The organism is Listeria monocytogenes ATCC 19117 (assembly GCF_000307025.1).
In the GTDB taxonomy this organism is placed as follows: Bacteria; Bacillota; Bacilli; order Lactobacillales; family Listeriaceae; genus Listeria; species Listeria monocytogenes_B.
Window position 1 is genome coordinate 2,218,270 of record NC_018584.1, and the last position, 26,213, is coordinate 2,244,482.

The following is a 26,213-nucleotide window of genomic DNA, read 5'->3' on the forward strand; positions in this document are numbered from 1 at the left end:
ATATTTAGAGCCGTTAGCTCAGTTGGTAGAGCATCTGACTTTTAATCAGAGGGTCGCTGGTTCGAACCCAGCACGGCTCATCAAAAAAAAACAAGCAAAGAAAATACTTTGCTTGTTTTTTTTTGATGTAATTTTTTCTCCCTAAGAAAAAAGATAAACTAAAAATTAAATAGTTTATCTTTTACTCAAGTATAATTATATCGTAGTTACTTCTGGTTCTATTCTTCCGTATTTATCCAACAAAACAAAAGACTTAGAATTTTCTGCTAAAAAACCTGATTCAACCAACTTTCTACAAAGATGAGTTACTGAACGCACCGATAAGTTAGAATAATTAGCAATAATTTTCTTTGTGAAACATTTTGGAATGCGTAGCACGCCTTCCTTTTCATTTCCAAAATATCTTCCCAGCTGCTCTAGAGACTCTTTCAAACGATTTTCTCCATTACCACGCATTAAATTACATTTTTCAATTAAAACATTTTCGTGATTTCGATTATTAAGATATAAATAGAGCCACCCCTCTTGCATCCCAATAATCGAGCAAATTATATCTTCTTTATCAAATTCGTATGCTGTAATTGTTTCGATAACTCTAGCAGTGTATAGATTTGCTTCTGCCATAAAATAATCATTCAATCCAGCAATTTGGTTTGATCCCAAAAAACTTATAACATTTTTATTCTTCTCTAATGAAACTATCCCTTTTTCAATAAAATAAACCTTTGTATTTATTGTATCCTCTGTTAGTAAAATCATGTTGCTCGGTATCCTTGTTTTTTTATAAGGGATTCTGTTATCGATTAAAGTTTGCAAGAAGCATGTATAACCAAATTCTTCTTCCAAAATTTTTTTACTATACAAATCTTCAAATACGGATTGCATTTATTGTCATCTCATTTCTATTTTATGTTGTTAGCAAATAGTTTTATAATGCGATGAGTGGCTTCTTACAAGTGATGATACTACCAAACACTTTTAAAAGGAACCCAACAAAAAAACAAAACTTCCTGCTTTAACCAACTATTTTTGACTTTTTTGTCACAATTGAATTTTATTCACTTTATAAATTATTGTATAAGTTTCTTTTGATACTTCTATTATAAGACGAAGCACATTCCCTCTACTTTTCTATCCAAAAATTTCAAGCAACATTTTAGTGAAAATAGTATCTTTCTAACTACCTTTTTAGAAGAATAACCTCTATTTTTTAATGATTATCGCGATATTTTGTATTATTTGTGAAAGTTATTAATTCGTGTTTTTATTCTTCCCCGCTTATGTTTACGCAAAAATATTCTACTAGAAGAATAAGTTTTATGCGCTTATATTGCGGGAAACTAATGACATAGGGGGGAATGGTATGTATTTAAAAGAAACGTTAGATCAATTTGCTTCGATAGATAATATTCTTAAACTGCTCAAGAAAAATCCGAGTTTTAATAAGCACTGCATTCAAGAGCGGCTCCCACAAAAAACAATTATCACATCCAATAAACAACGAAAACATATTTATATAATAGAAGAAGGTTTTATGAAACTAATATTTGATGACAACAAACCGCGTGATTTTTCTTATATTTTGTCTAAAGGAGCATTTCCCTTTTTGCCAGTTTATACAGAGGATATACCTGAACACACAATGATGGTTGCTCTTACAGATATTGTATGGTGGAAAATTGATATCAGTTTCTTTAAGGGGATGATGGAGACGGAAGATCCGCGAAATTATCTCATGCTTCATCAATTAGCGGAAACTAGAAGAAGATTTTACACTATCGCTTATCAAGAAAAATTGACTTCACGTGAAAGTATTTATTATTCTTTAAGTACAATGATTGAATTTGGCCTACGTATCTCCGAAAAAATAGTAGAACTTCCAGAATTTTTAACTTATCAAATACTTGCTGATCATGCTAATACTTCTAAAAGCTACACGTCTAAAGTTCTAGGACATTTACGTGAAGAAGGCATTTTGGAATCACAAAGAAAGCCTTGGCGAATTAACGATGTCCAGAAGCTCCAAAAGTTAATAGAGATGAATGTACCACTTGTAAAGATACAAAAAAACTAAGAGCCAACTTGCGCTCTTAGTTTTTTTTGTTAGATTAGTTCACTTCGCCAAGCTGTGGTTTTTGCTTGTTGGTATTTTTCAACTTGACCAATAGACTCAAAAAGTTCCATCTTATATTTCACCACTTCTTTCGCCGCATCAATACAGTCTGGGTAGATTGCGTTGGCATCCCAAAGTTCTGTTGTACTTAGAATCTCACGACATTTCTTATAAAAGGCGTATTTGTAATCGCTGGAAATATTTACTTTTTGAATTCCAATTTCGACAGCTGCAGCAATTTCGGCATCTGGATTTGCAGAACCACCGTGAAGTACAAGTGGAATATTCACTAAATCTTTTATATCTTTTAAGATATCTAGACGTAATTTTGGCTCCTTATCTTTAGGATAAATTCCGTGCGCTGTCCCGATTGCAACAGCTAGCGTATCTACACCCGTGCGACTAATATATTCTTCCGCTTCTTCGGGTTTTGTATAGATAATCTCACTGACGCCGCCTTCAATACTGTTACCGGTTTTCCCGATAGTCCCGAGCTCACCTTCAACTGAGACCCCCAGTTTATGACAAACATCAACAACTTCCTTTGTAACACGAATATTTTCTTCAAAAGGAAGCAAAGAGCCATCAATCATCACTGAACTAAAACCACAACGTACCGCTCGCATCACATCTCCCATATTGTCACCATGATCCAAATGAAGAACAAATGGAACAGGACTATTTTTAATTCTTGCAAGAACATATTGGAAAAAGTCATCTTTCGTAAAATCTAATTCTGTTGGATGCACTGCAATAATTGCTGGAGCATTGTTTTTTTCAGCTTCTTCTACTACCACCCGTAAAAAGTTACTGTCTGCAACATTAAATGCTCCCACCGCGAATTTGTTTTCCTTAGCTACTTCTAATAATTGTTTCATATTTACTAACATATTTTCATTTCTCCTTTTAAAGTGATTTTCCGGTTGAACCGGATAGTTGAATATAATTTTTAACAGCTTTTGTGCCGGCTTTTATCGTTTCATGAATTAAGTCCACATAGTTAACAGCCGGATTTTCTTTTAAATTCGTTTTTATTTGATTTACTTGTGCTTTCATGAAGTCGGAGCCAACATTGATTTTATTGATGCCCAGTCGAACGGATTCTCGAATATTTTCCGCCCCGCAACCAGAACCTCCGTGCAAAACGAGCGGCATGTTTGTCGCGGATTTGATTTCTCTGACAATATCAAACTGGAAAGCCGGTGTAAAACCTTCTGGATAATCACCATGGGAAGAACCATAAGAAATTGCTAAAGCGTCAATCCCTGTTCGTTTAGCAAAATCGATGGCCACTTTGGGGTCGGTATACATTTCTTGATTGGTGTAATTATCTCCAGTCACCGCACCAATATTACCAACTTCCGCCTCAACACTAGCATGATAAACTTCTGCAAACTCGACCATTTTTTTCGTAATTGCAACGTTTTCTTCATAAGGAAAACTAGACGCATCCATCATCACACTAGAAAAACCATCCGCTAAGCATTGCTTCACTATCGCCACATCATGCCCGTGATCCAAATTAATTGCCACTTCAACACTCGCTTCTTCTGCCATTTTTATAATGGGTTTTGTCAAAAAGCGACTTCCTAGATGACTTGTCAAATGATCTTGAAGTAAATCAATGATAATCGGCGCACGAAGTTCTTGTGCAGCATCAATGACTGCACGAGCCGTTTCCAGATTAAAACAATTAATTGCCATTACTGCATAATGCTCCTTGTTCGCACGTTCTAACATACCTTTCATGGACACATACATTTCAAAATCTCCTCACCTTATGAAATTTTAATTCCAGACAGATCAACTTCATCTTCCTCTTCTAATCCTTGGTCAGCAATGAGTTCTTCTTCTTTAGTAGGTTCTCGTTTCAAGATGAGTAACATGGCTGCTGTGACACAAGTACCAATTAATAATGCTAAACAGAATAAGAGTGGTTCATTCATTGCTGGGACGATAAACATTCCGCCTGATGGAACTGGTGAGCCAATTCCCCAAGTCATACTAAGACCTCCGCCGACTGCCGCACCAAGTGTACAAGAAATAATAACGCGAATGGGGTCAACCGCTGCAATGGGAATAACACCTTCTGTAATCATACAAATCCCCATCGGGAAAGCAATTTTGATATTGTCTTCTTCTGACTTCGTGTATTTTTTCTTTTTAATTAATTTGGAAACTACCCATGAAAGGGTCACCCCGAATGGCGGAACCATCGAAGCAAGAATTTTTACTGCTTCTGGTTCTTTGACGCCTTCAAGAAGGAGCCCATCTGCGAATAAGGAGGCCACTTTATTTACAGGTCCACCAAAGTCAAATGCTGCCATAGCTCCAAGTACAGCTCCGAAAACAAAGCGCATACTGCCTTGCATGCCTTGTAAGAAGCTTGTCATCGCCTCCGTGGCCCAAACGATTGGAACCCCTACAACAAAGTACATCAGAAGCCCGACGACTAAACTACTAATAAGCGGAATAATCATCATTGGCATTAAACCTTGCGCCCATTTTGGCACTTTTAAATATTTCACAAGAATAAGTACAAAATAACCGACTAAGTATCCTCCAAGCATTCCGCCTAAAAATCCAGCACCGATTGAATTGGCGATAAGTCCCATAAGTAACCCTGGCGCAATTCCCGGCCTATCTGCTATCGAATAGGCAATCGCACCAGCAATAACTGGAGCAAGCAGTCCCATACCAAGCACACCGAGAGAGACAAGTGCATCTGGAATCGAATAAGGTGCTTTATAGTTTTCAATAACTTGTCCATTTGTTAAATTTCCAATGGCAATAAGTAACCCCGAGGCAACAACTAACGGTAACATATACGAAATCGCTGTAAGTGCATGTTTTTTGATTTGCAGTTTTTTCATCATACCGGTTCACTCCCTAGTTATTTATTTCTTTGTCTATTTTATTAATAATTTGTTTTGGTGCTTTAATCGCTAGGTCTGTTGGAATTTCGACAACTCGTTTTCCTTTAAAACGATCCTTTCCGCTAATTTTAATATCGGCAGCAATAATAACTACATCGGCATTTTTCACTTGTTCTGCTGAAAGCTCGTCTTCGATACCAATTGTTCCTTGTGTTTCAATATGAACGTTGTGACCAAGCGCTGTCCCTGCTTTTGTTAGTTTTTCTTTAGCAATATACGTATGTGCGATTCCCGATGTACAAGCTGCTATTCCAATAATATTCATTCCAAACTCCTCCTAATCCTGATTTTTGGCTAACAACTTAATTAAATCTTCTTTTGTCTTTACAGTTTGAAATTGGCCAATCACCTCATCGTCCGCAAGTAAGATTGCTACTTTTTGAAGTAATTTAATATGAGTTGTTGTAGCATCTGAATTTTTCACTGCGAAAAGAATAATAATATTTACTGGTTTATCATCAAGCGACTCCCACTCAACAGGTTTTTTAGTTCTTCCAACGGCAATGGATGTACTCGTAACGCTCGCCGACTTCCCGTGTGGAATAGCGACTCCTTCTCCTAGTCCCGTTTTGCCTTCTTCTTCGCGATATAATACATCTGCTATAAAAGCATCTTTGTCTGCTACTGCCCCAGTTTCAACAAGTAAATCTGTTAACTCTTCAATGACTTCTAATTTACTTGTAGCTTGTAAGTCTAAATTTACAAGTGCTGGGCTTATTACTTTACTAATATCTAAATCTTGGATATCCATGAATTCGCCTCCTATAAACTTTCCATCAGTTTTTTTACCATTATTTTATCTTTCTCGGTAAACATCGCACTTACAAGTAACGATGGGATTTCTTTCGTACTTTCTGCATTAATTGTTGTTAGAATAAAATCAATATTCTGATAGTCTTGCAAGTTATTTTTGAATCTTGTAGATGATAAAACGTCTACTATTTCAACATCTGGAAAAGCTTTTTGTACCTTTACTTTCAAAAGTTCTGACGTCCCAATACCGCTTGAACACATAATGATAATTCGTTTGACTAGAGGAGACGCTTCCATGTGTTTCGCAAAATATATGGTAATATAGCCAACTTCATCATCAGAAATTGTATTTAATTTAAAGGTTTTTGCTACATCATTTGCAGTTTCTTTGATGATTTCAAATAGTCTGCCATACTCTAATTTGATGTCGCTTAACAAATTATTCTTTATATTAATTTGATGATTCATTCGGTTTACCATTGGCTTCATATGGCTCAATAGCTCGATCTTTAATTGCTTTTTATTAATCGGCATATTAATTTTAGCAGCCACTTGTTCAATATAAAAATCAGTCATCTCTTCCACAATCGGTAAAATTTTACCTGGAACTAATTCGATTTCATGGTTAAAACGAGAAGAAATCAAGTATTGTAAAAAATGGAAAGTCTCTCTCTCCGGTAGCTTCATTTTCAAATATTGTTCAATTGCATCAATGGCTTCTACAGCAATCGTATGCAATTTTTCATTTGTGACGATATAAGCATCATCACTTTCTTTAAAATCTTCTACTTCCCCTTGACGGAAACGGTTGATTAAAATATACAAATGTGAAAAGATATTAATATCATACGGATACGGAATGCTAATCATCAGCTTGTTCTCAATCAACTCCATTTGCCGCACAATAAACTGAACGTCAGCTTTATTGAGATCACTGTATTCTGTTTTCAAATCATCATAGGTCGATAAATCCAAGTTGTTAATCACTTCATTAATGGCGGTCCGGATGTTTTCTTCAGTGCCAACAACCCGTATTTCTTTTTGCCTTTTTTCAAGAGCCAAATCATATTTCTCGATGGCTTGATTTAAAAGAGAGAAATCATTTTTGATTGAATTATACCCAACATAATAATCTTCATACAGCTCTGTTACATTCAAGTACTTTGGTGATTTAAACAATACTTGCAGCAAGATTTTTTCACGTCTTTCTGTTGGTGTATAGCCAAAAATATCACCTGTCGTTTCTAATTTAGCTTGTATGTAAGCTTTATAATCTAACTTAAAACCACGCCCCTTTTCAGAAATGATGATATCCTTTCTTCCAGTTGTCTCATTGATGTTTTTAATCTTGCGATAAATCGTTTTAGAGGAAACGTCTAGAATTTCAGCTAATTGCTTTGCTGTCAAAAAATCGTTTTTCGTTAAGAACAAGTTAATTAATGCATGCTCCGATTTGGTTAGAAGCATTTCATCACCTCCCTCTACGCTCTATTATACACAAATAAAAGAAAACGGTTACAACAAGTTATGTCCACTACACTAGACAATTTTTTGGCTGAGTTTGTGAAAAAAGTCGTCGTCGTAGCTCTTTACTTTTAGCAAGACAATCCTCCAATAAAACCGTATAATAAAAACAGGGAACAATTAGAAAGGGGTGCTCGTGTGACGCTTGAACTACATAATGTTACGAAAAAATTTGGAACAAAAGTCGCTGTCAATGATTTATCGTTTCGAGTAGAACCAGGAAAAATACTCGGATTAATTGGTCAAAATGGCGCTGGTAAAACAACTACTTTTCGCCTTATTTTGCATTTTTTAGAAGCTTCTTCTGGAAAAATCACTTGGGACGGCAAAGAAGTAAGCAAAATCGATCCAAATATTATCGGTTATTTGCCCGAAGAACGTGGTTTATATCCAAATGTCACAATTGAAGAACAATTAATATTTTTTGCTGAATTAAAAGGATATCCAAAACAAAAAATAAAGGCAGAAATTGATAGCTGGCTAGAACGCGCTGAAATTGTCGGTAAAAAAACAGACTTGATCAAAACACTATCCAAAGGCAATCAACAAAAAATTCAGCTTTTAAGTACAATTATTCACCAACCAAAACTAGTTATCTTAGATGAACCATTCAGCGGGTTAGACCCAGTCAATGCAGAAATTCTCAAAAAGTTTGTATTTGACTTACGCGCTTCAGGGGCTGCTATTATTTTTTCTAGTCACCGGATGGAGAATGTGGAGGAACTTTGCGACTCGCTATTAATGTTAAAAAAAGGAAATGTGGTCCTCCAAGGAACAACAGAATCTGTAAAATCGGTTTTTGGTCGTAAACGTATTTTGATTGAATCTAGTCATAGTGCAGCAGAACTCGCTACTTTACCAGGTGTTTTAAATGTTCAAACCCACCGCGACGGGGTTCTGCAACTTGAAATTGAAAATGAAAGTGACGCAGAGAAAATTTTTGAATATGTGACAAAAGATGGTTTCATTCAAACGTTTAGTCTCCAAGCTCCGACGCTCGAAGAAATTTTCAAATGGAAGGCTGGTGAGCTAAATGAGTAAATTTTGGGTGATTACGAAGCAAGTTTACAAAAGACGCGTGAAAACAAAATCATTTTTAATTTCACTACTTTTTCCCGTTTTAATCGCCGCGCTCATCGCTGGTATTCCGAAAATGGTCGACTATTTTGACTCAAGTAGTGATATTACAAAGCTTGCGGTACTTGCAGAAGACCCTGTTTTTGCCAAATCTTTGGCTGCTGATAAAAATCATTTCAAAGTAAATACGGACATTAAAGACAAAAAATCCGCCCAGTCTGCTCTGAAAGACGGTAAGATAGACGGATTTGTCACGATTACACAGGAAGATGATTCAGTAAGTGCCGTTTATACAACGCAAGAAACAGCTGGTCAAGATACTATTACACGTTTAACCGAAGACCTTACAGCTACCAAAATCGCTGAAAAAGCGGCCGCTTATAAAATCACCAATGAACAATTGCAATCTATTACATCTCCTGTTTCGGTAACCAATGATTTAGAATCCAACAATCAGTTAACAAACCACGAAAAAGATGTGATGAGCGCCGCTGTCCTGATTTTAACACTAGTTATTTTTATTTTCGTGATGAGTTATGCAAACATTGTTGCTTCTGAAATAGCTACAGAAAAAGGCACGCGCATCATGGAAGTCATTTTGTCCAGTGTTTCTGCGACAACTCACTTATTTGCCAAATTGACTGCGATAATTTTTATGCTTTTAACACAAATTGGGTTTTACATCGTTTGTGGAGCTATCGTCCTGATTGCTGGCAGAAACACCGAAATGGTTCAAAATGTCTTAGATCAAATTGCTGTTTTCCCAGCGTACTACCTTGTGCTAAATTTACTATTTGTTATTTTAGGTTTGTTGTTGTACATTTTACTCGCAGCAATGATTGGTTCGATGGTCCCGAATGTCGAAACTGTAGCCCAGTTTATTTATCCAATGACAATTCTTGCAATTATCGGCTACTGGGGATCCATTGCAGCAGCGAACGCGCCAGATAATATGTTAGTTATCATCGGTTCGTATATTCCGACATTCTCGCCAATGATGATGCTAGCCCGAATGGACTTACTTTCCGTTTCGACTATCGGCATCTTTAGCTCCCTCGCTATTTTACTCGCAAGCGTTGTTGGTGCATTCTTCCTCACAGTTCGTCTTTATCAAGGAAATGTGCTACTTTACAGCAATGACGGTTTATGGAAAACTTGGAAAACCTCGCTATCTTACGCAAAAAGAAAATAAGGAAAGTTGGTAAATTATGCAAATTAGACTATCTAAACGAGAAGATGCCGCTTCAATGATTGAATTAGAACATTTAGTTTGGACGCCAGGAACAACACCTGGAAGTATCCATTTTGATAGTGAAGCCGAATTTTTACTTAAAAGCCCACCCGGTTCCAAAATTGTTGTCGTGGCGGATGATAAAGTAGTCGGGATTCTTGGTTATAAGTCTCCTATCCCACTCGCAACCAATAAACACGTCGCAGAAATTGATATCGCTGTACATCCAGACTACCAACGCGCGGGCATTGGTCAACTTTTAATGGACAAAATGAAGGAAGTGGCACGCGAAAAAGGTTTCATTAAAATTGCCTTGCGTGTTCTATCCATCAATCAAAAAGCCATTCGTTTCTATGAAAAAAATGGTTTTAAACTGGAAGGACGCCTAGAAAAAGAATTCATTATTCAAGGCGAATTTGTGGATGATATTTTAATGGCTTATTTCCTCTGACAAAAGGCCTGGCTTAAAATTCAAACTGTGACTTTATAATCATTTTACAAATAAAGCGTTTACATTTATTTAGAACGGTTATATATAAAGTACAACGAACAAATAAAAGGTGATGCGAATGAAACAAACTTGGTGTACAAGCTGATTTTTTTCTCAGCTTTGTCATATGCCGGCAAAACGTCTGGTGAAGGATTTTAGTGTCAAGCAGCTACGGTTAGCTTACAGGAGGAAGGCGAGGAGTATACGCCGCGTCAAGGACTTTACGCTAACTTAGTTGTAGGAAGACGGAATTTCGTTACGTCGCTCGTTTATCAATATTTTTATCCTCACTACATTGGTAAATAAGCGAATAAAGTATCGTATCATTTATGGCCACTATTTAAGCAAGTTACGGGCGCTCATTTATTCGTAAGCTAGAATATCTTGAGAAGTAAGTAGCAAGACAAAGAATTCGCCTACTTGTTTGAAAATGCCTCACCGTTTTCCGAATGTTGTATGTTTATTCAGAAACATCCAGACATGGTCCGGCCCATCAGATGAGTGGCAAGACAAGCTCATCCGAAAAGAAAAACCCCGCGTGACGAAATCGTCATTCGGGGTTTTTTGATTCTGAAAACAAGATAGAGATATTCTTATCATAAAAGTGTTGAATGACTGAGTGGCATTTTTCAAATTCTTTCGCTTCTAGATGCGTTACCAAGTCTTCCAGGGCCTGCGAAACATCTATCGTAAAAGCTTCGAAAAATAGCTTTTCATTCTTTTCTTTCATATTTCGCAGCGTTTGACTCAGTATATCGATATTTTTCTCCATCGCCGGCATTTCTGTATAGTGAATCATGCAAGCATAAAAGTTTTTCACGTGATTTATAAATACATCTGTGTCTTGCTCCTTAGCAGCTAGTTTTATATAAACTAACTCCTTACGAAGGCATGTTGCGCATACTTCTGCGTCTTGTTCTTGTAGTTTTTGTACAGCATAATTTAGATGAAAAAAAGCTAACTTTAATCGTGATTTTTCGCGATGCTCAGCTTCACTATTCACGGCGACTGAAAAACCGCTTTCCCCAATGTTTTTGCACACAATACCACTCTTATGTAAACAATGGAGCGCACTAAAAGCTACTCGTTTGCTGACTTGAAATCGTTTCATGATGTCTTCTATGTCCACTTTCTCGCCATTTTCCAACGTATTGGCCATTATCTCATTCTTGATTTCTCCATAAATCGGATCTGCAACAAATCCACTTTTTTCCATAATTCGAACCTCTTTATTTTTTATTGCTTTCAATGTTATATTTTACACGAAATTTTTCCATTTAGATATGGCTTTTTGCGAAAAATTGTGTCCATTACGTTACAAAAACGATTGTATTGTTATAACAAAAATAGACAATAGATTGTAATGACAAAATAGATATACAATGCTATATTTATATTGTAATAACAATATAATCAAGGAGTGATTGTTTTGACCACGTACGATTTAGCACCCGAAGTGAAAATCCACCAATTTGATGGTGCTTGGGCGGGTTACAAAGATATTGCTACAGAACTAAGAACGGCTATTCAAAAAAAGAAGCAAGACCAAACTATCGTTGCGATTGAATGTTACCCCGGAACACGAAATGAAGAAATCGCTGCCGAACTACTTCCATTATTACCAGTCGAAAAAGTGGTTTTTGCAGATGATTGGGCATTAAACAATGAAGAAGTAACAGCTACAATCCAATCTCACTTAACAGATGACCGGGTGTTCGGAATTATGTCCCACTATGAAGTGAGCGACTTTTATCCAGCAGAAAAACTTGCTGAAATTCAAGCGGAAATTGCTGCTACTAAAGGGTTAGTTGTGGTTTACGGGACTGGCGCAACTGTTATAGCACCAACACCAGACATTCTTATTTATGCTGATTTAGCTCGATGGGAGATTCAGTGCCGCTACCGCGGAGAAAATAAACCTAACTGGAAAGCAGACAATGCCGGTGAAGATGCGCTTCGTAAGTTCAAGCGTGGTTATTTCTTCGAGTGGCGCATGGCTGATCGGCAAAAGAAAAAGCTTTATCAACAAGTAGATTTCTTACTTGATACCAATAAAAAAAATGAGCCAAAAATGGTGCGCGGAGAAGATTATCGAAATGGCTTGAATCAAGTTTCCAAGGCCCCTTTTAGAGTAGTTCCTTACTTTGATGCAAGTGTATGGGGAGGTCAGTGGATGAAGAATAACTTTGGGCTTGATCCTGCAGCTGATAATTACGGCTGGGCATTTGACGGCGTTCCAGAAGAAAATAGTTTATACATGCGATTTGGAGATATTCGGATTGAAGTTCCGTCTACCAATGTAGTAAACCATTTTCCGAATGAATTACTTGGGCCAAAAGTACATAGCCGTTTCGGTACGGAATTCCCGATTCGTTTCGACTATCTCGATACAGTGGGTGGAGGGAATTTAAGTCTGCAAGTCCATCCATTAGTAGAGTATGCGCAAGATAAGTTCGGTATCCATTATACCCAAGATGAAAGTTATTATATTTTAGAAGCAGATAACGACTCTACCGTGTATCTTGGAACAAAAGAAGGTACAACAAAAGAAGCGATTATGACAGATTTAGAAAAAGCCGCTGAAGGAAATTACCGTTTTCCCGATGAAAAATATATTAATGTCTTCCCTGTAAAAAAACATGACCATATTTTAATTCCAGCTGGGACGATTCATTGTGGTGGTCCAAGTACCGTCGTCCTAGAAATTAGTGCAACTCCTTATATCTTCACGTTTAAATTATGGGACTGGGAACGCACTGGACTCGATGGCATGCCTCGCCCTGTTCATTTAGAGCACGGCAGAGAAAATTTACAGCTTGACCGCGACACCAAATGGGTAAAAGACAACTTAATAAACCAATTTGAAACATTACATGAAGATAACGATTCAAAAGTAGAGCGCACTGGTTTGCATGAATTAGAATTTATTGAAACCCACCGCCACTGGTTTAAAGAAACGGTTACCGTCCATACAAACGATAGCGTCAATATGCTCAATTTGGTAGAAGGAGAAAGTGCTGTCGTTGAAAGTATTGACGACTCTTTCGCACCGTTTGAAGTGCATTATGGAGAAACATTTATCGTTCCTGCGATTGTCGGAACTTATCAAATCAGAAATACGAGCGATAATGAAGAAGTGGCTGTTATTCAAGCTTTTGTACGTAATTTATAAAAAAGAAATGCCTATCAATATTTTTGATAGGCTTTCTTTTATTCAAAATCAATATAATAGCGATAATGCTTTCCTATATAAAAACATTCGCTGTATTCTCTAAAATCACTTTCTTTTTGTTTCGTCATCCGCACCCTTTTCAAAATTGGTTCTTGTTTGTCGATTGCGAGCGCTTCCTGTACTTCACGATTAGGCAACATCGCTTCAATATATTCCTTTTCTTGATTCACGACAATACCGAAGCCTTTCAAATATTCATAAAAAGAACCGTAATAATCTTCTGCTTTAAGTGAGTAATCTTGATTATAAGGAATAAAACTGATAAATAAAGCAAATGCCAAGTCTTTCGTACCGCGTAACCGCTTAATTTGTAGCACCTTGTCCCCGACAGAAAGCCCTAGCTGTAACGCTATTTTTTTATCGGCATTGATTACTTCTACTTCTGCATGTAGCGTAGCCGCCTTTTTACCAAGTTCTTTCATCTCATTCGTAAAACTGCGCACTAACGTAAAATGCTCATCCTCTGCTTCTTCCCAGTCACGTACAAAAGTACCTTTCGCGCGCTCTCTATAAAGTAAATTCTCACGAACGAGTTCATCAATTGCTTTTCGAACGGTAATTCTACTGACATTGTATAACTCACATAAATCAAGCTCTGGTGGAATTTTATCTCCAGTTTGCCAAACTTCCGATTGGATTTTATCTCGTAAATCATCAGCTATTTGCGCATAGAGCGGAGATGCATCGTACATTTTATTTAACTTTCTCACCATAGTAAGCCTTCCTTCTCAAATTGTATTATTGTCATCACAATAAATCATAGCATAAGCTTATCCAAAATTCCAATATAAAAAGTAGAGCTATTAAGCCCTACTTTTTAAACTATTCTACTGCAACTCAATCGTTAAATCACCTGTTTTGAGGCGTTCCTTTTTAATAAGAAACGGTCTGACAATAAGTGCAATAACACCTGGCAAGACAACTGCTACCAAAATAAAAGCAGCAAGTGTGCTGAATCCGTAATTTGCTATTAAATAAAGAGGTGCAACAAAAGCACATAACCCGAGACCAGCGACTTCACTCGCAGCTTGGATATGGAACACCATCACGCCAAGAGGTCCAGCAATCAGTGTTGTTAGTAGTGGTACTATCATAAGGCTGGGTTTTCTAATGATGTTAGGTGTTTGTAATTTAGGTGTACAGATAAGTTGGGCAAAAAATGCACCCCAGTTATTATCCCGATAACTTAACACCGCGAATGACACGAATTGAACCGAGCAACCAATCAACGCCGCAGCACTTGCTGTTGGATCAAGTTGAAGCGCAATCGCGAGCGCAGCAGAAGAAGCTGGGCTAAGTATCAGTAATCCAAACACAAAAGCAATAACCATCGATGAAATCAGCGGCGAACCACCAATTAATGAACTAATTCCAAGACTTACAGAAGCTAAAATCGGCGCCATAATCTTTGCAAATAAAATACCGCTTAGTCCGCCAGCTAAAAGTGAAACACCGGGAATCAAAATCATATCAAATTTCGTCTTTCCAGTGACTCGCTTCCCAGTCCAAACTGCCACAATAACAGCCAAAATAGCTCCGACTGGTTCTCCGCTAGTAATAGCAACTCCGCCACCAGCTAACGTCGCCACTGCCCCGCCACCAATAACAGCAGATGCAGCCGCACTTATCGTCACAAGCGTATTCGCGTGCAAGCACATCGCAATACCAACACCAATTCCCGGAATTAACATCGTTTTACCAATTGCTCCAACCGTTACAAGAAATGAAATCCCTGTCATCTGCCCAATTGTCTGTAAAAGAAGTCCAATTCCAAGCGTTACAAGAACCGCATTCGCAATCCCCATAGAAGCCTTATAGGAACGATCTATAAAATATTCTTTCATTGCTTCTCCCTTTCTAAAATGTATTCTTTCTCATTGTAATCACTAGTTAATTAAAAAGCTAGTTTTATTTACTGGTTTTCCTTTAAAAATGTTAAAAAGGTTTCAGCAATTCGATTTTCAAGTCTTTGTCTGTTTTTTAGTACCGAAAACTTCCGCATTAAGCTACCAGCCTCATTAAACGTCTGCAGTTTTCCTGATGTAATTTCTGTTTGAACAACACACTTAGAAATAACGGTGTAGCCCATTCCTTCAAGAACCATTTGTTTGACCGCCATATTACTCCAAGCAACAACTTTTTCAGCAACATTCCAGCCATTGGTACTTAATACATGATCCAAATATTCACGCGTTCCTGAGCCTTCTTCTCGCGCAATCCAAGTTGCTCCTTGTTCGATTTCGGTAAGTGAACCGTCTGCTCGACCAACGATACACATCTCATCATCCGAAAAAGCACTTATCTCCAAATCTTTCTTACTTACCTGACCTTCAATAAGCCCTGTGTCCACTTGAAGAAGTTCCACTTTGTCAGCAATTTTCGCGGTATTTTCAATGATTAGTTCTATTGTAATATCCGGATAAAGGGCATGAAATTTCGCAATCACTTCTGGCAAAAAATACTCTCCTATCGTAAAACTAGCACCAATTCGAAGTCGACCTTTTAAATGATGGTGATATAAACTTATTTCATCTTCCACTTGTTTATATAGACCTTCTAATTGCTTGGCACGGTGATATAAAATTTCTCCTGTTGCTGTTAAAATAAACTTTTTAGCCTGCCTGTAAATAAGCTCTGTTTCATAAATCTCTTCTAATTTCTTTAATTGCAACGATACAGCGGGTTGCGAAATGTGTAATTCTTCAGCTGCTTTTGTAAAACTTTGCAATTCTACTACTCGGATATATGTTCTTAATGCCTCATCCATAGTAACACCTCCATAAAAATAACTTATCAATAATATAATTAATATAAATTTTACTAATAAAATCAAGAATGGTAAAGTAAAAGTATAAAAGAAAGGGGGATGAACATGAGTCAAATTTTATTTAAAACGAAGACTTTTTGGTATGGTATTGCGCTTACTTTCTGTATTGCTACCTTATCTTATTTTTTAGCGAAGTTACCTTTTTTAATGATTCTCGGACAACTTGTAACTGCTATTTTAATTGGTATTATCATTCGTGCACTTTTCCCAGTTCCTGAAAAATGGTTTACTGGTATTCAGTTTTCCAACAAGGTAATTCTTCGTGCTGGGATTATTTTACTTGGTTTTCGCTTGAACTTAGTTGATATTTATCATGCTGGCTGGCGCGTGTTTCTCATTGCTGCCTTATGCCTTAGCTTTGGTATTACTATTGTTTATTTCTTAGCCAAACTTTTTGGAGTGGATAAAAAACTAGCTATTTTGGTCGCTTGTGGTACAGGGATTTGTGGTGCTGCTGCAGTAGTTGCGATTTCTCCACAAGTAAAAGCTGATAACAACCAAACGGCTGTGGCTGCTACGATTATTGCACTACTTGGAACTATTTTCACTGTTATCTATACGTTGATTTATCCAATTCTGCCACTTGGACCAGACGGTTATGGGATTTTTGCAGGGGCTACACTTCATGAAATTGCCCACGTTATTGCAGCTGCAGATCCAGGCGGCTCATCAGCTGTTGATATGGCGGTTATTGTTAAATTAACACGTGTAGCCTTACTTGTTCCAGTCTGCTTTGTTGTTGCAAAAATGGTTAATGCTGGAACTAAAAACCGTTTTTCATGGGCTGAACTTCCTGTACCTTGGTTTATTTTCGGCTTTTTAGCAACTAGTGCAATTAACAGCTTTGGAATTATTCCAACATCTGTAACTGATTTTCTTGTCATCTGCGCATATTTCCTCATTGCTATGTCAATGGGCGGACTCGGTTTAAATGTCCACTTGCCATCGTTCGGAAAAATGGGTGGAAAACCTTTTGCTGCGGCGTTAATCGGTTCTGTTTTCCTTTCCGCATTTGGTCTAGCTTTAGTACTTTTGTTTCATTTAGCAGGTTAAGATGTCCTCGTCACCTCGATTTGTGATACAATAGCAAACACGAGGTGACTATTTCATGACGAAAGCAATTTGGACTTGCCGAGCGTTCTTACTCGGATACTTTCTTGTGCTGCATTTCACTGCAGATACTTACACTTTTCTAATTTTAAATGTCGGGCTTGCTTATATACCTTTCGAAATAGCAGTATTTCTCACAAAAAAACCTCGCGTCTGGTGGATTTTTTGGCCACTAGGTATTGTTTGGCTAGTATTTTTCCCAAATGCACCGTATCTTTTAACTGATTTACTTCATTTACAACGTTTAGAAATATACGGGGCAGAAGGAATACTTTCAACAGCACCTTGGTTATGGCGACATTTCACTTATATTATCGTCGGTGTGTTCTTTGGATTATTTATTGGATTCTGGTCTTTCGCAAAAATGCTTGCAGAAATAAGAAGACGATTTAATTGGACTAGTTTACTAAGTTATCAATTACTTTTGATAGGATTAATTTTGTTATCTAGTTATGCGATATACATTGGACGGTTCTCTCGTTTACACTCCATCCATTTACTTACGCAGCCAATTGACTCATTGCAAATTATGTTTAGTGTTTTTCACTGGCCATTTTGGAATTTTGTGTTTTACTTTTCGATTATCCAATATGTAATTTATACGCTATTTAGCAGGTTTTCTAGCTCACTAAAAAACTAAAAACGTTTGTATTTTAGGAAAATTAATTTTCTTAAATACAAACGTTTTTTTAATCGATATGTAGCTTACTTCGCTCTGTTGAAAAACCTTGAGGATAACGACGCTTTAATTTCTCGATATTTAATTCTGCTACTGTTTCCATGCTTATATCTGCCCATTTAGCAATTTGTGATACGTACCAAAGTACATCCCCTAGCTCTTTTGTTAGAGATTCCTTATCTAAATCATGTCCATGAAAAGCATATTTCTTAATCAAATCGGCAACTTCACCGGCCTCTCCAGTAATACCAAGTCCGTAATTTGTTAGTGCCTGTTCGTGTGTTGCAGCAGTTCTATTCGCTAAAATTTGATACTCTTTAAAATCCATATGTTTTCCTCCTTGCTTCTCTCACTTTCTTACTATAACAGATAATTTTTTTCCTTTGCAGTCTTGACTATTTCCAACTTATGCGAACTGATGCTCTATCAATGCATTTCATCTTTAAAAATTTTTTATCTTTAAAGTCTTATTTTTTTCAGATAATTCCTATATAATAGAGATAAGATTTCTGAAAGGAGTTTTCAAATGAAATTAGCTGGCTTAGTGTTACTTCTGATTGGTTTGATTGGTTTTGGCTTTTCGTTTAGCATTACCGGACTTATCGGTTTTGGTGTATGTATCATTTCTATTATCTTAGTTATAGCAGGAATTTTTGCAATGATTCGTTCCAAAAAACGCCGTAAACGTTCTTATTCTTATTAAAATAAAAAGCTGCCTTATCATCATTTGGTAAAGCAGCTTTTTTTATTTCTTTGGCCAAGTTCTCCTACGATTCTCTGCTAATTTCATTCGAACAAGTTCCTCGCCGTCCGCCCCCATACTCTCTGCAATTTGAAGAGCATAGATAAGCACATCAGCTACTTCTTTTAAAAGTTCTTCACGATTTTCTTTTAACGCTATTTCATCTGTTTTCCACTGAAAGCATTCAAGTAATTCTGCTGCTTCAAGTGACAATGAAATTGCCAAATCTTTTGGATAATTGTATTGATCTAGCCAATCACGCTCTTTTAGAAAAGCAGTAATTTCAGCTTGTAGTTGTTTCACTATTTTAACTCCTTTAGAAGAATTTATTTGTGAAAAATATCGCAAGTACTTGTAAAAAAATGAGCACCAAGCCACCTATTTACAAGGAGACCTGCTACTCATTAAATTACGCGTTTAATGAAACTGCTTCTTCAATTTTGTTTGGTGGAATAAATCCATTTAAACGGTGGATCTCTTCGCCGCCTTTGTAAAGTACAAGTGTTGGCGTTTGTTGTACATCACGGTCAAAAAAGAAATTTTCGCCCATTTCTTCTAATTTTACTTTTAATACTTTCACTTTGCTTGCGATTTCAGAGTTTTTGAATTCAGCAAAAGAAAGATCAAGCATTTTACAATTAGGACAATTATCTTTCCAATAGTCTACATATACTAATTCTTCTCCATTTATATGAGCTTGGAACTCTTCAGGTGATTTAATTTCAATACTTGTCATTTGATTCCACTCCTTAACGCTAAAATTTTCTTGACCCAATTGTCTATATCAGCCACATCTTGTTCTGTGTGTGGCATTTGTTCTATTTTTAAAGTCGGGTAGCTTGTGCCGAAGTATTTTGCCATTCGGTCAACAGCTCCGCAATAAAACTCCATACCCCATTGTGTTTCCCCAGTACCAAAAATGGCTACATTCTCGGGCTTAACGGCTAGTTCCGCGATAAAATCTTTCATATCCGGCGGTGTTCTTCCGTAGTCGACTGTCCATGCCCCCAACACGTACAAGTCAAAATCCTCATCAAGCGGATACTCGGCTAGAGGAGATACGCGAAAGGACACAACCTCATGTCCTTCGCTTTGTAAAATCTCTTCAATTTCATCAGCCACCATTTTCGTATTACCACTTAGAGAATCATAGGCTAACAAAATTCTCATAAATCGTCGAATCCGTTATCCATATTCGTTTTTTTATAGCTTGAATTGCGCATTTCGAAAAAGTCGGTTTTTGTTTCTGTAAAGTTATCTGCGTAAGCTTTAATCCATGTCATTGTGTTATCACTATGTCCTGGATAAAGTTCTGGAATACCAAGCATTCCTAGCATTTTGTTGGCCCGATATTTCACGTAGTCAACCATTTCTTCCACATCAATACCTTCAATACCTTGTAACACTTCTTCAGACCATTCTGTTTCAAGTTCAACAGCGTGGCGGAAAGCATCATGTGTGTATTCTACTAGCTCTTCTGTTTGTAATTCTGGGTTTTCACCAAGGATTGCCCGGATTACTTCTGAAATGAACTTCGAGTGAGCAAGTTCATCACGATTGATAAAGCTAATTATTTTCCCTGTTCCAGTCATTTTATTTTGACGAACAAGATTGTAGAAGTAAGCAAAACCACTATAGAAATTAATTCCTTCTAAAATAGAAGATTGAATTAATGCTTTTACAAGTGTTTCACCTGTTTTGTTATTCATGAAGTCATCATATGCGTCCATGATTGGCTCATTACGTTTGATGATTGTCGGATGTGTTCTCGCAAGTTCAAAAACACGATTTTGTTCTTGTAAATTTGTAATAGAAGCAAGTACATACGAGTAACTTTCATTATGAATGACTTCTTGTTGCGCGATAATCGCTGCGTTTGCATGAACAGCTGGATCGGTAATATATTCCGCAATATTATAAATAAAACGTGTTTGCGGAGAATCCAGTGTTGCAAGTAAGCCAATGATTGCATCAAAAGCATATTTTTCTTGTTCTGAAAGAGCGGGATATTGTTTTGCATCGCTTTTCATGTCTACTTCGTCTGGAATCCAGTAGTTAGTAGAAAGTTCTTTATACGCACGGTAGAAAGAAGGATACGGGATGTCATTCCAATTTAAAATCCCACTAGTTTCTCCGTTTATGATTGAAGTAGAACGATTAGGAAATAAAGGTTCTAAAATTTTAATACGTGTCAGTTGTTCTTTTTGGTTAGCCATCTAGGCAAGCCCTCCCTTTCATTTTGTACTAAGTGTAAAGTATTTTAGAGATGTATCAGCTTGAGCACCATTCGCACTCTTCAACATCGATATCGTTAGAGCGAACATAGTAAGTTGTTTTAAGTCCTTCATTCCAAGCCGTCATGTGTAGTTCAAGTAGTTTACTTGCTTTGATACCACTTGGTACATAGAAGTTAAAGCTTAGTGATTGGTCTACGTGACGTTGACGACGACCGTTTTGACGAACGCTTGCGAATTGGTCAACTTTGTAAGCACCTTTTTCGTAGTATGGGTATGTGCTTAAGTTTAAGTCCGGTGCAATAACTGGACGACGGTAATCTTTTTTCTCTTCATAGTAGAATGCACTGTAAATTGGGTCGATTGAAGCAGTGGATCCAGCAATTTGAGCTGTACTCATATTTGGTGCTACAGCTACAAGATATGCATTACGCAAACCTTTTTCTGCTACTTCTTTTGCTAATTCTTGCCATTCAGGTGAATTATAGTTACGACGCGCGAAGTATTCTCCAGTATTCCAGTCACTGCCTTTAAAGACTTTATAAGCACCTTTTTCTTGCGCTAGTTTGTTACTTGCGCGAATAGCTAAATAGTTAATTTGTTCATATAATTCATCGGCATATTTCTCCGCTTCTTCTGAGTCCCAAGCGATATTTTTAAGAGCAAGCAGATGGTGCCAACCAAATGTTCCAAGTCCGATAGAACGGTACTTTTGGTTCGTGATAGTAGCTTGTGGTACTGGTAGTTCGTTTAAGTCGATAACGTTATCTAACATCCGTACTTCTACTTCGATTAAACGTTCTAAAGTACCTTCTTCAGCAACAACCGCACGACCTAGGTTAACAGAAGATAAGTTACATACAACAAAATCTCCCGCTTGTTTTGTGATAACAATTTGATCTCCAGAAATAATTTCTTGAATCATTTTTGTTGGGCTCATATTTTGCATGATTTCTGTACATAAGTTACTAGAATACACCATGCCTTCATGTTTATTAGGGTTCATTCTGTTTACTTCATCACGGTAAAACATGAATGGATTCCCTGTTTCTAATTGACTCATCATAATACGTTTCATGATATCAATAGCTTTAACAATTTTTTTGCTAATTGTTTCATCTGCTACTAGTTCTTCATATTTTTCACGGAAAGTACCTTCACCTTTTGATTCATCGTAGAAATCTTGTAGGTACCAGCCTTTTTTCGCTTTTACTTCATGTGGATCAAACAAATACCACTCGCCACGACGTTCTACAGCTTCCATGAAAATATCAGGGATACAAACTGCAGTGAATACATCATGTGCGCGTAAACGTTGGTCACCATTGTTTAATCGCAAATCAAGGAAAGATTCGATATCTTTATGGAAAACATCTAAATAAACTGCAATCGCGCCTTTACGTTGACCTAATTGATCTACGCTAACCGCAGTATTGTTTAATTGTTTAATCCAAGGAATAACGCCACCACTTGCGCCTTTGACGCCGCGGATAGCAGCTCCTGTTGAACGAACATACCCAAGATATGCGCCAACACCACCACCGTGCTTAGAAACTCTAGCGACGTCTGTATTACTGTCATAAATACCTTGCAAGCTATCATCTACAGTATCAATGAAACAACTAGACAATTGACCGCCAACTTTTCCAGCATTTGCAAGTGTCGGTGTTGCAACAGTCATATATAAATTACTTAAAGCCCAGTAAGCTTCTTCTACTAGTTTCATCCGTTTTTCTTTTGGTTCATTTTGCATTAAATAAAGTGCGATAGTTAACCAACGTTCTTGTGGCAACTCATACACATTACGTTCAGAGTCAGTCGCTAAGTAACGAGTCGCAAGTAAATACAAACCATTATAAGTGAATAATTTATCTTTTTCAGGGTCAATTAATTTCCCTGCTGCAATCAAATCTTCTTTAGAATAATTTTTTAGAATATTGCCAGAATAAATACCACGTTCGCCTAGACTCTCTTGTAGTCCAACGTACGAACCATATTTATCATCATCATTATAGAAACGATTTTTACTTGCTTTTTTATATAATTTATTTAAATAAAGGCGTGCTGCGAAATGTTCCCATTCAGGAATATGAATATCAGTACGAGCTTCTGCTTCCCTAATTAAATAATCGACTAATTCGTCAGCCGCATAATCTTCCTTCTTCTCTACAAAATTAAAAACCTTACGTTTGTAATCCTCCAAATCAAGTTTCGGAAATTCTTCATGGATTTTCTCTAAATATCCATCCAATCGGCTTTTGTCAAAAGGTAGCTTTCTGTTTCCCCCGTCTTTTACTATGTAAGTTGTCATTTGCAATCCCCATTTCATCCTTTTTTCCTCGTTGTAAAAATATCTGATTCACTTTGCGCTTTTTATTCGTCCGCTGAACTATTGTGGTCGTTCCATGGAGCAAAAAAATTAACTTTTAAAGGAGCAAATTCCCCTGATAAAAGTTAAAAGGCGATGAAGCAATATTTCGCTTTCGATACTATATATAGTATAACTTTTTCATTGTGAATGCAAGATATAGTACTCTGGTTTTATTACGAAAAGTGTCTAAACAATGATTACAACAAGGTTTTCAGCAAATAAAAAAATTTTTTCCGGCACTTGTGTGTTTTCGAGCATATTTCAAGTATAAAAATGCTACTACTTCTAGTGCCTATTTTTTCGCTAGTTTCTATATTTAGTAGTTAAAAAAAGGATGTTTTGTAACTTCACAATCTTTTAAACTCACTTTTGTTACCTTTCTGACAAAAATGTAAGATTAACGCTGGATTTTGTTAGTTAACAAACGGGATAATTTTGTCATTCCATTGTAAACTTAATGTAATAAAACAAATCAAGAAAGGATGAAGGAGAAATGTTTACTAAAAAAAGAGGTTTAATATTATTAGCTGCAGTTCTTCTAACTGTTTGCGCGATTTGGGAGTATGCGATGCCAACTGACGCCGCAGTGAAATCCTATTACGTAAAAGTAGAAGACGCAGGAAAACCCGTTCAAAAAAATCAATTCAAAGGGTTCAAATATGTATCGAATGTTTATGATGACAAAGGAAAACAAAAACAACTAACTTTCTACTCAGAAAAAGAATTAACTAAGAACGAGCAATTCAAAGTACTTGTTGGCGAGAACAAAATGGTTGTTAATTATAAAAAAATCAAAAACGTACCAGATAAAATTAAATATTTAGCTGAAAAATAAAAACGCTTTGTTATAGCCTGATAAAAGGCTAAACAAAGCGTTTTTTGTTTTTATTAAGGTGTAACAATATTGAAGACAGGATTAAATTCATCTAACAAGGAAGCAAACTCCCCAAATTTCTTCGCGTCTCCTTCTAATTTAGCTGTTTGGTCAGCAAATGCTGCTTCAAAGCTTTTCACACCACCGAAAATATGATTAAATGTATCACGAGTAGTAGTTAAAGTTAAATCAGCTTTATCGTCTACTTCACCTTCACGATAAATAAGTACGGAATTATTTACAAGTAAATGATAATTCTCATCAACATCTGTTAATTTCCAGTTCATGGAGATACGTTTACCGATGGATCTTTCCCCATTTAAACGAATACCCATGTAATCTAAAATCAAGTTAAACGGCATACCTTCTACAATATCCAGTGTAACACCAGAAATAACTTCATCTGGGACAGAATTTCTCAGTTCGTCTGCTCCGGCTAAAAATACATTACGCCATGGTCCGGACTCAGATTGATAGCCAAGTTGTTCTAACGCATCTGCAAGAAGAGCTCTTGCTTCTCCGTTTTCTCCGTCTGCGAAAACCGCATGTTTGACAACTTCCGCAACCCAGCGATATTCACCCGCTTCATAGGATACACGCGCTTTTTTCACTACTTCATCAACGCCACCCATGAACTCGACGTATTTTTTCGCCACATCTTCTGGAGGTAGCGGATAAAGGTCAGCAGGATTTCCGTTATACCAACCAAGATAAAATTGATAAATCGCTTTAACATCATGGTTAAGCGTGCCGTAGTATCCTCGTAAATACCATTTTTCTTCTAGTTCAGGAGGGAATTTCACAGCTTCAGCCACTTCAATGGCAGTTAATCCTTTATTAATAAAATGAAGCGTTTGGTCATGCATATATTTATAAGCGTCACGTTGGTGAATAAGCATGTCATTAATCTCTTCATTACCCCACGTTGGCCAGTGATGTTGACCGATACAAACTTCATATTTATCACCAAACGCACGAATCGCTTTGTCAATATCTTTCCACCACTCGTAAGCGTCACGAATTTGCGCACCACGTAATGTTAAAATGTTATGCAAGTTATGAACAGCATCTTCTGCAATATTAAGTAGTTTAAATTGCGGGAAATACATCATATGTTCTGATGGAGCTTCTGTATTCGGCGCCATTAAGAATTCCACTTCAATCCCATCAACCACGCGTTTTTCATGATCAAACGTAATAGTATCATTTGGAGCAAGTAAGGACATGTGGCCTTTGGACGCTGTTTTACCAAGTCCTGCATCCACTTGACCTAATTCCCCGCGTGACAAACGGCTACCATACATAAATTCCGCACGACGAATCATTGCATTTCCAGCAAAAATATTTTCGCTGACCGCCGCTTCCATAAAGCCTTCAGGTCCAATAAGTGCCACTTTTCCAGAGGTTACATCTTCTTTGCTAATTAGACCCGCTACACCGCCGTAATGATCGGCATGGGAATGCGTATAAATAATCGCCTTAATAGGTTTTTTCGGACGATGCTCAAAGTATAATTCAAGCGCCGCACGGGCAGTTTCAACCGACATTAATGTATCTGTAATGACAAGGCCAGTATCGCCTTCCATAATCGTCGTATTCGACATATCAAAGCCGCGTACTTGATAAACCCGGTCCGTTACTTTGAATAAACCATTTGTCATATTAAGTTGAGCGATACGCCACAAACTTGGGTTAACAGAATCAGGTGCTTCTCCTTCGATAAACTTATAATCATCCAAATCCCAAACTGCATGGCCATCTTCCGTATCAACTTTTACATGATCCCAAGTGCCAATAAAGCCTTTCTTTGCATCTTCAAAATCTTTCGTGTTCTCAAATGGTAAAGCTTTTTTTACTTTCTCATTCACTTTCTTTGTAAATTCAGACGCTTCTTTTGGTAAGACTTTTTTTGTCATTATCGGTTTCCTCCTGCACGTTTATTTTCACATACTTTCTTTTTATACCTCCGTAAAATTATTCAAAACCTTTTGCTATTATTGGACCAAAAAAAGAGCGGCTT

General features: G+C 37.0%; 26 protein-coding genes, 1 tRNA gene and 1 pseudogene. 10 read left to right on the plus strand and 18 right to left on the minus strand.

Translation table 11 applies throughout. The features are described 5' to 3' along the window. The first annotated feature begins 7 nt into the window (after window positions 1-7). Window positions 8-80 (plus strand) — tRNA-Lys (locus tag LMOATCC19117_RS10935). 115 nt (window positions 81-195) lie between these two features. Here LMOATCC19117_RS10935 and LMOATCC19117_RS10940 read toward each other — a convergent pair. Further along, a complete protein-coding gene (locus tag LMOATCC19117_RS10940) occupies window positions 196-885 on the minus strand; it encodes a Crp/Fnr family transcriptional regulator (RefSeq protein WP_003727869.1) in 690 nt (229 codons plus the stop codon). 478 nt (window positions 886-1,363) lie between these two features. Between LMOATCC19117_RS10940 and LMOATCC19117_RS10945 the strand changes: the two are divergent. Beyond that, window positions 1,364-2,094, plus strand: a pseudogene (locus LMOATCC19117_RS10945) (Crp/Fnr family transcriptional regulator). Between the two features lie 9 nt (window positions 2,095-2,103). Here LMOATCC19117_RS10945 and LMOATCC19117_RS10950 read toward each other — a convergent pair. From LMOATCC19117_RS10950 to LMOATCC19117_RS10975, 6 genes are read right to left on the minus strand one after another with little or no spacing between them, the layout of a single operon-like run. Further along, on the minus strand, window positions 2,104-3,003 hold the full coding sequence (locus LMOATCC19117_RS10950; protein ID WP_003734389.1) for a ketose-bisphosphate aldolase: 900 nt from the start codon (window positions 3,001-3,003) through the stop codon (window positions 2,104-2,106). 16 nt (window positions 3,004-3,019) lie between these two features. Beyond that, window positions 3,020-3,874: a class II fructose-bisphosphate aldolase gene (locus tag LMOATCC19117_RS10955; RefSeq protein WP_003724557.1), complete on the minus strand. Its 855-nt coding sequence runs from the start codon at window positions 3,872-3,874 to the stop codon at window positions 3,020-3,022. A 17-nt stretch (window positions 3,875-3,891) separates the two neighbouring features. Then, entirely contained in the window at window positions 3,892-4,986 is a 1,095-nt protein-coding gene (locus tag LMOATCC19117_RS10960; protein ID WP_003727867.1) for a PTS fructose transporter subunit IIC, read from the minus strand. Window positions 4,987-5,002: 16 nt separating this feature from the next. Next, window positions 5,003-5,314 carry a PTS fructose transporter subunit IIB gene (locus LMOATCC19117_RS10965; protein WP_003724558.1) on the minus strand — a complete coding sequence of 104 codons (312 nt, stop codon included), beginning with the start codon at window positions 5,312-5,314 and terminating at the stop codon, window positions 5,003-5,005. A 12-nt stretch (window positions 5,315-5,326) separates the two neighbouring features. Continuing rightward, window positions 5,327-5,800 (minus strand): PTS sugar transporter subunit IIA, encoded by a 474-nt coding sequence (locus tag LMOATCC19117_RS10970; protein WP_003724559.1) that lies wholly within the window; start codon window positions 5,798-5,800, stop codon window positions 5,327-5,329. A gap of 11 nt (window positions 5,801-5,811) precedes the next feature. Beyond that, entirely contained in the window at window positions 5,812-7,269 is a 1,458-nt protein-coding gene (locus LMOATCC19117_RS10975; RefSeq protein ID WP_003724560.1) for a BglG family transcription antiterminator, read from the minus strand. A gap of 195 nt (window positions 7,270-7,464) precedes the next feature. Between LMOATCC19117_RS10975 and LMOATCC19117_RS10980 the strand changes: the two genes are divergently transcribed. Genes LMOATCC19117_RS10980 through LMOATCC19117_RS10990 form a run of 3 tightly spaced genes read left to right on the plus strand, consistent with a single transcriptional unit; the run spans window position 7,465 to window position 10,085 of the window. After that, complete coding sequence (locus LMOATCC19117_RS10980; RefSeq protein ID WP_003734388.1) at window positions 7,465-8,367, plus strand: ABC transporter ATP-binding protein; 903 nt, start codon at window positions 7,465-7,467, stop codon at window positions 8,365-8,367. Continuing rightward, window positions 8,360-9,595 carry an ABC transporter permease gene (locus LMOATCC19117_RS10985; protein WP_003724562.1) on the plus strand — a complete coding sequence of 412 codons (1,236 nt, stop codon included), beginning with the start codon at window positions 8,360-8,362 and terminating at the stop codon, window positions 9,593-9,595. The genes LMOATCC19117_RS10980 and LMOATCC19117_RS10985 overlap by 8 nt, the downstream gene beginning before the upstream one ends. Before the next feature lie 16 nt (window positions 9,596-9,611). Beyond that, window positions 9,612-10,085: a GNAT family N-acetyltransferase gene (locus tag LMOATCC19117_RS10990; RefSeq protein WP_003727865.1), complete on the plus strand. Its 474-nt coding sequence runs from the start codon at window positions 9,612-9,614 to the stop codon at window positions 10,083-10,085. Between the two features lie 589 nt (window positions 10,086-10,674). Here LMOATCC19117_RS10990 and LMOATCC19117_RS10995 read toward each other — a convergent pair. After that, a complete protein-coding gene (locus tag LMOATCC19117_RS10995) occupies window positions 10,675-11,340 on the minus strand; it encodes a GntR family transcriptional regulator (protein ID WP_003724564.1) in 666 nt (221 codons plus the stop codon). A 213-nt stretch (window positions 11,341-11,553) separates the two neighbouring features. On the opposite strand from LMOATCC19117_RS10995, the gene LMOATCC19117_RS11000 reads away from it, so the two are divergent. Further along, window positions 11,554-13,296: a class I mannose-6-phosphate isomerase gene (locus tag LMOATCC19117_RS11000; protein ID WP_003744357.1), complete on the plus strand. Its 1,743-nt coding sequence runs from the start codon at window positions 11,554-11,556 to the stop codon at window positions 13,294-13,296. 38 nt (window positions 13,297-13,334) lie between these two features. Here LMOATCC19117_RS11000 and LMOATCC19117_RS11005 read toward each other — a convergent pair whose 3' ends face one another. The 3 genes from LMOATCC19117_RS11005 to LMOATCC19117_RS11015 all read right to left on the minus strand — a co-directional run bounded on the left by LMOATCC19117_RS11005 (window position 13,335) and on the right by LMOATCC19117_RS11015 (window position 16,123). Then, entirely contained in the window at window positions 13,335-14,069 is a 735-nt protein-coding gene (locus tag LMOATCC19117_RS11005) for a GntR family transcriptional regulator (RefSeq protein WP_003727864.1), read from the minus strand. Between the two features lie 114 nt (window positions 14,070-14,183). Continuing rightward, a complete protein-coding gene (locus LMOATCC19117_RS11010) occupies window positions 14,184-15,200 on the minus strand; it encodes a PTS transporter subunit IIC (protein ID WP_003734387.1) in 1,017 nt (338 codons plus the stop codon). Window positions 15,201-15,268: 68 nt separating this feature from the next. Beyond that, complete coding sequence (locus LMOATCC19117_RS11015; protein WP_003724568.1) at window positions 15,269-16,123, minus strand: LysR substrate-binding domain-containing protein; 855 nt, start codon at window positions 16,121-16,123, stop codon at window positions 15,269-15,271. Between the two features lie 105 nt (window positions 16,124-16,228). Between LMOATCC19117_RS11015 and LMOATCC19117_RS11020 the strand changes: the two genes are divergently transcribed. Beyond that, the gene (locus tag LMOATCC19117_RS11020; protein ID WP_003724569.1) at window positions 16,229-17,236 is read left to right on the plus strand and encodes a YeiH family protein; all 1,008 of its coding nucleotides are present in this window, start codon (window positions 16,229-16,231) and stop codon (window positions 17,234-17,236) included. Between the two features lie 55 nt (window positions 17,237-17,291). Continuing rightward, window positions 17,292-17,933, plus strand: a complete 642-nt coding sequence (locus tag LMOATCC19117_RS11025) for a DUF1361 domain-containing protein (protein WP_003724570.1) — start codon at window positions 17,292-17,294, stop codon at window positions 17,931-17,933. Window positions 17,934-17,982: 49 nt separating this feature from the next. Here the strand turns inward: LMOATCC19117_RS11025 and LMOATCC19117_RS11030 are convergent, their stop codons facing one another. After that, a complete protein-coding gene (locus tag LMOATCC19117_RS11030; RefSeq protein ID WP_003722273.1) occupies window positions 17,983-18,300 on the minus strand; it encodes a nucleoside triphosphate pyrophosphohydrolase family protein in 318 nt (105 codons plus the stop codon). A gap of 198 nt (window positions 18,301-18,498) precedes the next feature. On the opposite strand from LMOATCC19117_RS11030, the gene LMOATCC19117_RS11035 reads away from it, so the two are divergent. After that, complete coding sequence (locus tag LMOATCC19117_RS11035; protein ID WP_003724571.1) at window positions 18,499-18,675, plus strand: hypothetical protein; 177 nt, start codon at window positions 18,499-18,501, stop codon at window positions 18,673-18,675. Between the two features lie 42 nt (window positions 18,676-18,717). Here LMOATCC19117_RS11035 and LMOATCC19117_RS11040 read toward each other — a convergent pair whose 3' ends face one another. The 5 genes from LMOATCC19117_RS11040 to LMOATCC19117_RS11060 all read right to left on the minus strand — a co-directional run bounded on the left by LMOATCC19117_RS11040 (window position 18,718) and on the right by LMOATCC19117_RS11060 (window position 23,277). Further along, window positions 18,718-19,017 carry a nucleotide pyrophosphohydrolase gene (locus tag LMOATCC19117_RS11040; RefSeq protein WP_003734386.1) on the minus strand — a complete coding sequence of 100 codons (300 nt, stop codon included), beginning with the start codon at window positions 19,015-19,017 and terminating at the stop codon, window positions 18,718-18,720. A 106-nt stretch (window positions 19,018-19,123) separates the two neighbouring features. After that, complete coding sequence (locus tag LMOATCC19117_RS11045; RefSeq protein WP_003722276.1) at window positions 19,124-19,450, minus strand: thioredoxin family protein; 327 nt, start codon at window positions 19,448-19,450, stop codon at window positions 19,124-19,126. Continuing rightward, window positions 19,447-19,884 carry a flavodoxin gene (locus LMOATCC19117_RS11050; protein ID WP_003727862.1) on the minus strand — a complete coding sequence of 146 codons (438 nt, stop codon included), beginning with the start codon at window positions 19,882-19,884 and terminating at the stop codon, window positions 19,447-19,449. The genes LMOATCC19117_RS11045 and LMOATCC19117_RS11050 overlap by 4 nt, the downstream gene beginning before the upstream one ends. Continuing rightward, the gene (locus LMOATCC19117_RS11055) at window positions 19,881-20,930 is read right to left on the minus strand and encodes a ribonucleotide-diphosphate reductase subunit beta (RefSeq protein WP_003724573.1); all 1,050 of its coding nucleotides are present in this window, start codon (window positions 20,928-20,930) and stop codon (window positions 19,881-19,883) included. Before LMOATCC19117_RS11055 ends, LMOATCC19117_RS11050 begins: the two co-directional genes overlap by 4 nt. A gap of 55 nt (window positions 20,931-20,985) precedes the next feature. After that, on the minus strand, window positions 20,986-23,277 hold the full coding sequence (locus tag LMOATCC19117_RS11060; protein ID WP_003722279.1) for a ribonucleoside-diphosphate reductase subunit alpha: 2,292 nt from the start codon (window positions 23,275-23,277) through the stop codon (window positions 20,986-20,988). 535 nt (window positions 23,278-23,812) lie between these two features. Here LMOATCC19117_RS11060 and LMOATCC19117_RS11065 point away from each other — a divergent pair. Then, window positions 23,813-24,154, plus strand: a complete 342-nt coding sequence (locus LMOATCC19117_RS11065) for a YxeA family protein (protein WP_003724574.1) — start codon at window positions 23,813-23,815, stop codon at window positions 24,152-24,154. Between the two features lie 53 nt (window positions 24,155-24,207). On the opposite strand, the gene LMOATCC19117_RS11070 is transcribed toward LMOATCC19117_RS11065, so the two are convergent. Next, window positions 24,208-26,109, minus strand: coding sequence for an alkyl/aryl-sulfatase (locus LMOATCC19117_RS11070; protein WP_003724575.1), 1,902 nt, complete (start codon window positions 26,107-26,109; stop codon window positions 24,208-24,210). Window positions 26,110-26,213 lie beyond the last annotated feature (104 nt).

Excerpts from the sequence above, each read along its gene's own strand:
- LMOATCC19117_RS10970 (WP_003724559.1), bottom strand. The coding sequence starts at position 5,800 with ATGGATATCCAAGATTTAGATATTAGTAAAGTAATAAGCCCAGCACTT.
- LMOATCC19117_RS11045 (WP_003722276.1), bottom strand. The coding sequence starts at position 19,450 with ATGACAAGTATTGAAATTAAATCACCTGAAGAGTTCCAAGCTCATATA.
- LMOATCC19117_RS11025 (WP_003724570.1), top strand. The coding sequence starts at position 17,292 with ATGACGAAAGCAATTTGGACTTGCCGAGCGTTCTTACTCGGATACTTT.
- LMOATCC19117_RS11060 (WP_003722279.1), bottom strand. The coding sequence starts at position 23,277 with ATGAAATGGGGATTGCAAATGACAACTTACATAGTAAAAGACGGGGGA.
- LMOATCC19117_RS10990 (WP_003727865.1), top strand. The coding sequence starts at position 9,612 with ATGCAAATTAGACTATCTAAACGAGAAGATGCCGCTTCAATGATTGAA.
- LMOATCC19117_RS11020 (WP_003724569.1), top strand. The coding sequence starts at position 16,229 with ATGAGTCAAATTTTATTTAAAACGAAGACTTTTTGGTATGGTATTGCG.
- LMOATCC19117_RS10975 (WP_003724560.1), bottom strand. The coding sequence starts at position 7,269 with ATGCTTCTAACCAAATCGGAGCATGCATTAATTAACTTGTTCTTAACG.
- LMOATCC19117_RS11070 (WP_003724575.1), bottom strand. The coding sequence starts at position 26,109 with ATGACAAAAAAAGTCTTACCAAAAGAAGCGTCTGAATTTACAAAGAAA.
- LMOATCC19117_RS10940 (WP_003727869.1), bottom strand. The coding sequence starts at position 885 with ATGCAATCCGTATTTGAAGATTTGTATAGTAAAAAAATTTTGGAAGAA.
- LMOATCC19117_RS11055 (WP_003724573.1), bottom strand. The coding sequence starts at position 20,930 with ATGGCTAACCAAAAAGAACAACTGACACGTATTAAAATTTTAGAACCT.
- LMOATCC19117_RS11005 (WP_003727864.1), bottom strand. The coding sequence starts at position 14,069 with ATGGTGAGAAAGTTAAATAAAATGTACGATGCATCTCCGCTCTATGCG.
- LMOATCC19117_RS11050 (WP_003727862.1), bottom strand. The coding sequence starts at position 19,884 with ATGAGAATTTTGTTAGCCTATGATTCTCTAAGTGGTAATACGAAAATG.
- LMOATCC19117_RS11030 (WP_003722273.1), bottom strand. The coding sequence starts at position 18,300 with ATGGATTTTAAAGAGTATCAAATTTTAGCGAATAGAACTGCTGCAACA.
- LMOATCC19117_RS10965 (WP_003724558.1), bottom strand. The coding sequence starts at position 5,314 with ATGAATATTATTGGAATAGCAGCTTGTACATCGGGAATCGCACATACG.
- LMOATCC19117_RS11015 (WP_003724568.1), bottom strand. The coding sequence starts at position 16,123 with ATGGATGAGGCATTAAGAACATATATCCGAGTAGTAGAATTGCAAAGT.
- LMOATCC19117_RS10955 (WP_003724557.1), bottom strand. The coding sequence starts at position 3,874 with ATGTATGTGTCCATGAAAGGTATGTTAGAACGTGCGAACAAGGAGCAT.
- LMOATCC19117_RS10950 (WP_003734389.1), bottom strand. The coding sequence starts at position 3,003 with ATGTTAGTAAATATGAAACAATTATTAGAAGTAGCTAAGGAAAACAAA.
- LMOATCC19117_RS11065 (WP_003724574.1), top strand. The coding sequence starts at position 23,813 with ATGTTTACTAAAAAAAGAGGTTTAATATTATTAGCTGCAGTTCTTCTA.
- LMOATCC19117_RS10985 (WP_003724562.1), top strand. The coding sequence starts at position 8,360 with ATGAGTAAATTTTGGGTGATTACGAAGCAAGTTTACAAAAGACGCGTG.
- LMOATCC19117_RS10995 (WP_003724564.1), bottom strand. The coding sequence starts at position 11,340 with ATGGAAAAAAGTGGATTTGTTGCAGATCCGATTTATGGAGAAATCAAG.
- LMOATCC19117_RS11010 (WP_003734387.1), bottom strand. The coding sequence starts at position 15,200 with ATGAAAGAATATTTTATAGATCGTTCCTATAAGGCTTCTATGGGGATT.
- LMOATCC19117_RS11035 (WP_003724571.1), top strand. The coding sequence starts at position 18,499 with ATGAAATTAGCTGGCTTAGTGTTACTTCTGATTGGTTTGATTGGTTTT.
- LMOATCC19117_RS10960 (WP_003727867.1), bottom strand. The coding sequence starts at position 4,986 with ATGAAAAAACTGCAAATCAAAAAACATGCACTTACAGCGATTTCGTAT.